Consider the following 6,545-nt stretch of genomic DNA (forward strand, 5'->3'; position numbering starts at 1 on the left):
GCGGAGGACCGTTGGGCCCTATGAGGGGCGAACCCAGTTGCCCGAAGTGCGGTGGCCGGGTGCGTGCGCCCGGTCTCTTCGCCGACTCCTGGCAGTGCTCCCTGCACGGCACCGTGCACCCCTTGCAGCCGGTCGTCCCACCGAGCGTCGAAGCACTGGCCGTGGTGGTCAACCGCGCTCAGGTGCCGGTGTGGATGCCCTGGCCGCTGCCCGTCGGCTGGCTGTTCACGGGCGTGGGCTGCGCGGGCGACGACCGCAGCGGCGGCCGGGCCACCGCCGTCGCCTGCTCGGGGCCGAGCCCGCTCGGCGGCCCGGGTGAGCTGCTGCTCGTCGCCGAGGAGCTCGGCGTCGGCCTCGGTGCCCGCTATGCCGGCATCGACGGGCCCGACCCCGGCCCCTATATCTCCGTCGACCGCCCGCCCCACGCCAAGGTCCACGCCGCGGGCCGCCCCACGCCGCTGTGGCACATCGAGGGCGCGCCCGACGACCGGGCCGTCTTCGCGGGCGAGGCGTGCGGGCTGTGGCTGTGGGCGGTGGTCTGGCCGGAGCGGTCGGGGCTGCTGATGTACGACGAGCTGGTGCTCACCGACCTGCGCGAGGCGGGCGCCGAGGTCGACCTGCTGCCGTGCGGCGCGCTGTCACCTCAACTGCTCTCGCCGGGGCCCGGCAGATAGGCCCGTACGACGCGTACGACCGCGGGCGTGCGGGACCCTCGCCGGTAGGCCCGTACACGACCGCCGTGGCCGGGCCCGGCCGACAGCCCGTACGCCGGGCCCGTCCGTCCCCCCGCCGCGCGCCTGATCCACCGCACCGGCCACCGCCTGTTCGAACGACAGTTATCCTGAACCGGTCCTGTCCGTCCCCGTCGAGCCCGGAGGCCGAGTCGTGCGCATCGATCTGCACACCCACTCCACGGCTTCGGACGGCACGGACACCCCCGCCGAGCTGGTGCGCAACGCCGCGGCCGCCGGGCTGGACGTCGTGGCGCTGACCGATCACGACGGTGTCGGCGGCCACGCCGAGGCCATCGCGGAGCTGGCGCGGCTCGACCGCGACCTGACCCTCGTCACCGGCGCCGAGCTCTCCTGCCGCTTCGACGGCCCCGACGGCTTCAGCGTCCACATGCTGGCCTACCTCTTCGACCCGCTGGAGCCGGAGCTCGCGCGCGAGCGGGAGCTGCTCCGCGACGACCGCGTGCCCCGCGCCCGCGCCATGGTCGCCAAGCTCAACGAGCTCGGTGTGCCGGTCGCCTGGGAGCGCGTGGCCGAGATCGCCGGCGGCGGCGCCGTGGGCCGGCCGCACGTGGCCAGCGCCATGGTCGAGCTCGGTGTGATCGACACCGTCTCCGACGCCTTCACCTCCGACTGGCTCGCCGGTGACGGCCGCGCCTACGTCGAGAAGCACGAACTCGACCCCTTCGACGCGATCCGCCTGGTCAAGGCGGCGGGCGGGGTCACCGTCCTCGCGCACCCCTTCGCGCTCAAGCGCGGCAACGGCATCTCGGAGACCGCGATAGCCGAGCTGGCCTCGGCCGGGCTCGACGGCGTCGAGGTGGACCACATGGACCACGACGAGCCCGCCCGCACCCGGCTGCGGAGCCTCGCCGCCGACCTCTCCCTGCTGACCACCGGTTCCAGCGACTACCACGGCAGCCGCAAGACCTGCCGGCTCGGCGAGTTCACGACCGACCCGGAAATCTACGGCGAGATCACGCGCCGGGCCACGGGCGCGTTCCCCGTCCCCGGCGCCGGCGGCTGACCGCACCCCTTTCCCGGGCCCGGTCGCGTCCGCACGTCTGTCATGCCGTGCGCGGGTGACGGCGCCCGTCACGCCCCGCCCGCCGCGGCCCGTACGCCCGTACGCGCCTCCCGACGGGCGTTCGCTCCTGCTCGCACCACTCTCGCAAGGCCCTCACTGTGTTCGACATCGCTGTCTTCGGATCCCTCTTTCTCACGCTTTTTGTGATCATGGACCCGCCCGGCATCACGCCGATCTTCCTCGCCCTCACCTCCGGCCGCCCGGCCAAGGTCCAGCGCCGTATGGCCTGGCAGGCGGCCGCGGTCGCCTTCGGCGTCATCGCCGTCTTCGGCATCTGCGGCCAGCAGATCCTGGACTATCTGCACATCACCACCCCCGCGCTGATGATCGCGGGCGGGCTGCTCCTGCTGCTGATCGCGCTGGACCTGCTGACGGGCAAGTCGGAGGAGCCGACGCAGACCAAGGACGTCAATGTCGCGCTCGTCCCGCTGGGCATGCCGCTGCTGGCCGGGCCCGGTGCGATCGTCTCGGTGATCCTGGCGGTGCAGCGGGCCGACGGCATCACCGGGCAGGTGTCGGTATGGGCCGCGATCGCCGCGATGCACATCGTGCTGTGGGTGGTGATGCGCTACTCGCTGCTGATCATCCGGGTCATCAAGGACGGCGGCGTGGTGCTGGTGACGCGCCTCGCGGGCATGATGCTCTCGGCGCTCGCCGTCCAGCAGATCATCAACGGCATCACCCAGGTCATCGCCAACCGCTGACCTGGGCCGGGCCCGCCCGCGCGCCCGGCGCGGCACCGCCGCGAACGCACGACACCCCCGTACGGTCCGTACGGGGGTGTCGTGCACGTGGGAATGCGTGAGGCGTTACCGGACCGCGGTGGTGGCCGGGCGGATATAGATGCGCTGGCCGATCGAGGCGGCCTGCTGCACGATCCGATTGACGGAGGCGGCGTCCACGACGGTGCTGTCGACGGCCGTACCGTCGATGTCGTCCAGACGCATGATTTCGAAGCGCAAGGCTTCTCCCTTCGTCCTGATCCTCCTGAGGAGAACTCCATGAGTGGCGGTGCGCGTCGCCACAGTGCGACGCGTTCCATACGTGTCCAACGAGGTGGCGCCTGCAAACATTCCCTACGCTAAGGAAATTTTTAACATGACTAATTACTGACGAGTAGCGCACCGGAACATGTCCTCTGCGTGACGATCCTGACAATGAGACCCCTCCATGACCCCCATGCCTGACGCACCGACCCCCGACCACCCCGATCTCGCCGCGATCGCCGCCGGTGTCGAACGCACCAATGAGCTGCTCACCCGCGTCCTCGCCGAGGTCGCCACCACCCCCTCGACCCACGCGATCTTCGTGGACGCGGGCTATGTCTACGCCGCGGCCGGCCGTCTCGTCGCCGGCACCGAGGACCGGCGGACCTTCGACCTCGACGCCGAGGGGCTGATCGAGGCCTTCATCGACAAGGCCCGCATGATCTTCCCGGACAGCAGACTGCTGCGCGTCTACTGGTACGACGGCGCCCGCCGGCGCATCCACACCGCCGAGCAGCAGAGCATCGCCGAGCTCCCCGACGTCAAGGTCCGCCTCGGCAACCTCAACGCCAACAACCAGCAGAAGGGCGTCGACTCCCTCATCCGCACCGACCTCGAATCCCTCGCCCGCCACCGCGCCATCAGCGACGCGGCGCTCATCGGCGGGGACGAGGACCTCGTCTCGGCCGTCGAGGCGGCCCAGGGCTACGGCGCCCGCGTCCACCTCTGGGGCATCGAGGCCGGCGGCGGCCGCAACCAGGCCGAACCGCTGCTGTGGGAGGTCGACAGCCAGCGCACCTTCGACCTCGACTTCTGCAAGCCCTACGTCACCCGCCGCACCACCTACGAGCCCTTCGGTGAGGCCGCCGCCCACCAGGGCCCCGCACCCGGCCGGGAGGACGTGCGCTTCGTCGGCGCGCAGGTCGCGGCCCAGTGGCTGGGCTCGCGCGGCCGGGACACCCTCGCGGAACTGCTGCCCGGCCACCCCTACCTGCCGGGCGGCGTCGACCAGGAGCTGCTGGTCGAGGCCGAGGCGCTGCTCGGTCTGTCGCTGCGCGGCCACGCCGATCTGCGGCGCGCCCTGCGCGACGGCTTCTGGGACCACTTGCGCACGCAGTACTGAACCGCGGGGGCGCCTGCGCGCGCCGGAATGCGCGCGGGGGTGGTGAGTGGAACCCTGGCTAGGGGTGGCCGTGTCCCCGAGAGCGCGGTCACCCCGCAAGTGCGGGATCAGTCCGATGTCCGGCAGCGGCCGGCGGGGACTCGGAACAGAAACGAGGCGAACGGTCATGGCCTCCGTCGACCGTGGCGTGCCGGGCGCGCCGTGCTGGGTGAGCCTGCTGACCGGCGATCTCAAGGCCGCGCAGGACTTCTACGGCGCGGTGATGGGGTGGACCTTCCGGGCGGGCACGCTGGGCGAGGACTTCTCCGTGGCCCTCCGCGACGGGAAACCCGTCGCCGGCATCGGCAACGTCGCACGCCGCATGGGCGTCGCCGTCTCCTGGACGTCCTACTTCGCCGTCGAGGACGCCGACACGGTGGCGGGCCGCATCCGCGAGCGCAGCGCGACCGTCGCCGTCGGCCCGCTCTCCTTCGGACACGGGCGGGCCGCGCTGGCCGCCGATCCGGCCGGAGCCGTCTTCGGCTTCTGGGAGGGCCGGACGCTGCGCGAGTGGAGCATCGGCCGCGACGGCGCGCCCGCCTGGCTGGAACTGCGCACCCGCGACGCCTTCGCCGCCGCCATCTTCTACGGCGAGGTCTTCGAGTGGGCCACCGGCCGCCCGGACCGGTGCGAGGTGCGCTACGAGGACGAGGCCGTGATGGTGCGGGCCGCCGGGCACACGGTGGCCTGCCTGCGCGGCGGCGCCGTCGAGGCGGCACCCGACCCCCGGATCCGGCCGCGCTGGCACGTCTACTTCTGCGTCGACGACGTCGAGAAGGCCGTCGACGCGGCCCTCGCGGCCGGTGGCACGGTCGCCGCCGAGCCGGACGAGACCCGGGTGGGGGACTACCGCTCGGGCCCCGAGGCGACCCTGCGCGACCCCGACGGCGGGCTCTTCACCATCACGTCGACCGGCGGCTAGCCCCGGATCAGGCCAGGTCCCAGAAGCGTAGAAGCGCGTCGGCGGTGGCGGCCGGCCGCTCGGCGTTGGGGGAGTGCTCCGCACCCTCGACGACCGTGCGCACCGCCGACAGCTCCTTGGCCATCGCGTCGATCGACGGCACCGGCCAGGCGTAGTCCAGGCCGCCCGAGAGGACGTGCTTGGGCAGCGGCACGGCCGCCAGCTCCGCCGTGCGGTCCGGCTCGACGATCAACTGCTGCCCGGTGACGATGAGTTGCTCGGGCAGGGTGGCCAGCCAGCGGCGGTGGAGGAACGTGCCCAGCTCGGCCGGCGTCTCCTCGATGGGCGCGCCCTCCGCGTCCGCCCGGCGCATCTCCTGCCAGACGGCCTCCATGTCCAGCACCTCCAGCGCCTCGATCAGCCGCCGTGTACGGGCCTGCTGGGGCGCGGAGATCGCGGCCGGGCCGCAGCTCATGACGGTCAGTGAGGCGAACGGCGCCGGGTCGCCCAGCACGGCGGCACGCGCGATCAGCCCGCCCAGCGAGTGCCCCAGCAGATGCACCCGCCCGCCGAGAGCGGCCGCCTGCGCCCGTACGTCGCGGGCCAGCTCGTCCTGCTCGTACGCGCCGGGCTCGCGCGGCCCCCCGCTCTCGTACTGGCCCCGCCCGTCGACGGCCACGGCGCGGTAACCGGCGGCCGCGAGCGGCTCCAGGAGCGCGATGAAGTCCTCCTTGCTGCCGGTGAACCCAGGCACCAGCAGCACGGTGCCGCGCTCCGGCGAGGCGGGGCGGGCGTCGTACACGGCGAACTCGCCGCGGGACGTGGTCAGACGGTACGCGCGGGCGCACGCGGGCAAGGTGAGGAAGGGCGGCCTGCTCATGCCACGAGGCTAGCGCGGCGTGTGCTGCCTGCCGCGTGGGCGGGACTCGCGTCACGAGGCCGGTGCCGTGTGGATCCTCCGCCGCATGGGCGTCGCCGTGCATCCGCGGCGTGCCAGCAGCGGGCGGCGGGACTCGGAGCGCCTGGGCGCGCGCCGCGCGGCCGCCCCGCACATGCCGATGGCCGGTCACCCTCGCGGGGTGACCGGCCATCGGTGGTGTCAGGCGGTGCCTCAGACCTCGGCGGTGACCTTGGCAGCGGCCACCTTGCGGGTGCGCTTCGGCTTCACCTCGGCGCCGTCCACGGCGTCGACAGCCTTCTTGGCGCGGGTGGCGCGCTTCGGCTTCACCTCGGCGTCCGCCTCGACGGCGGTCGCCTTGGCGGCGCGCGTCCGCTTGGGCTTGGCCTCGGCCTCGGCGGCCTCCGTCACGGGGGCGGCGGCCTTCTTGGCGCGGGTGGCGCGCTTGGGCTTGGCCTCCGTGGCCTCGACGGCCTCGGCGGTCTCGACCGCGGCGACGGCCTTCTTGGCGGTCCGGGTGCGCTTCGGCTTGGCCTCGGCGGCGTCCACGGCCTCGACGGTCTCCACGGCCTTCTTGGCGCGGGTGGCGCGCTTCGGCTTGGTCTCCGCGACCTCGACGGCCTCGGCGGAGTCGACGGCCGCCACGGCCTTCTTCGCCGTCCGGGTCCGCTTGGGCTTGACCTCGGCCTCGGCCTCGGCGGCCTCCGTCACGGGGGCGGCGGCCTTCTTGGCGCGGGTGGCGCGCTTGGGCTTGGCCTCCGTGGCCTCGACGGCCTCGGC

7 protein-coding genes and 1 pseudogene are annotated in these 6,545 nt (G+C 73.3%); 5 read left to right on the top strand and 3 right to left on the bottom strand.

All coding sequences use genetic code 11. The features are described from left to right. Window positions 1-20: 20 nt before the first annotated feature. The 3 genes from ACZ303_RS19790 (at window position 21) to ACZ303_RS19800 (ending at window position 2,522) form a co-directional block, all read left to right on the top strand. Window positions 21-674 (top strand): DUF6758 family protein, encoded by a 654-nt coding sequence (locus ACZ303_RS19790; protein ID WP_467340625.1) that lies wholly within the window; start codon window positions 21-23, stop codon window positions 672-674. 211 nt (window positions 675-885) lie between these two features. After that, window positions 886-1,758 carry a PHP domain-containing protein gene (locus ACZ303_RS19795; RefSeq protein ID WP_467340627.1) on the top strand — a complete coding sequence of 291 codons (873 nt, stop codon included), beginning with the start codon at window positions 886-888 and terminating at the stop codon, window positions 1,756-1,758. Between the two features lie 158 nt (window positions 1,759-1,916). Further along, window positions 1,917-2,522 (top strand): MarC family protein, encoded by a 606-nt coding sequence (locus ACZ303_RS19800; RefSeq protein WP_467340629.1) that lies wholly within the window; start codon window positions 1,917-1,919, stop codon window positions 2,520-2,522. Between the two features lie 105 nt (window positions 2,523-2,627). On the opposite strand, the gene ACZ303_RS19805 is transcribed toward ACZ303_RS19800, so the two are convergent. Continuing rightward, window positions 2,628-2,780 carry a hypothetical protein gene (locus ACZ303_RS19805; RefSeq protein WP_467340631.1) on the bottom strand — a complete coding sequence of 51 codons (153 nt, stop codon included), beginning with the start codon at window positions 2,778-2,780 and terminating at the stop codon, window positions 2,628-2,630. Between the two features lie 217 nt (window positions 2,781-2,997). Between ACZ303_RS19805 and ACZ303_RS19810 the strand changes: the two genes are divergently transcribed. Together ACZ303_RS19810 and ACZ303_RS19815 are read left to right on the top strand one after the other, a co-directional pair. Then, on the top strand, window positions 2,998-3,927 hold the full coding sequence (locus ACZ303_RS19810; RefSeq protein WP_467340798.1) for an NYN domain-containing protein: 930 nt from the start codon (window positions 2,998-3,000) through the stop codon (window positions 3,925-3,927). 166 nt (window positions 3,928-4,093) lie between these two features. Beyond that, the gene (locus tag ACZ303_RS19815; RefSeq protein WP_467340633.1) at window positions 4,094-4,888 is read left to right on the top strand and encodes a VOC family protein; all 795 of its coding nucleotides are present in this window, start codon (window positions 4,094-4,096) and stop codon (window positions 4,886-4,888) included. 7 nt (window positions 4,889-4,895) lie between these two features. Here the strand turns inward: ACZ303_RS19815 and ACZ303_RS19820 are convergent, their stop codons facing one another. Together ACZ303_RS19820 and ACZ303_RS19825 are read right to left on the bottom strand one after the other, a co-directional pair. Further along, complete coding sequence (locus tag ACZ303_RS19820; protein WP_467340635.1) at window positions 4,896-5,747, bottom strand: alpha/beta fold hydrolase; 852 nt, start codon at window positions 5,745-5,747, stop codon at window positions 4,896-4,898. A 231-nt stretch (window positions 5,748-5,978) separates the two neighbouring features. Next, a pseudogene (locus tag ACZ303_RS19825) lies at window positions 5,979-6,545 on the bottom strand (DEAD/DEAH box helicase); the annotation flags it as partial.

It is taken from the genome of Streptomyces sp. NPDC023527 (assembly GCF_055560115.1).

Coding starts and splice junctions, on each gene's coding strand:
- ACZ303_RS19790 (WP_467340625.1), top strand. CDS start 21: ATGAGGGGCGAACCCAGTTGCCCGAAGTGCGGTGGCCGGGTGCGTGCG.
- ACZ303_RS19820 (WP_467340635.1), bottom strand. CDS start 5,747: ATGAGCAGGCCGCCCTTCCTCACCTTGCCCGCGTGCGCCCGCGCGTAC.
- ACZ303_RS19810 (WP_467340798.1), top strand. CDS start 2,998: ATGCCTGACGCACCGACCCCCGACCACCCCGATCTCGCCGCGATCGCC.
- ACZ303_RS19815 (WP_467340633.1), top strand. CDS start 4,094: ATGGCCTCCGTCGACCGTGGCGTGCCGGGCGCGCCGTGCTGGGTGAGC.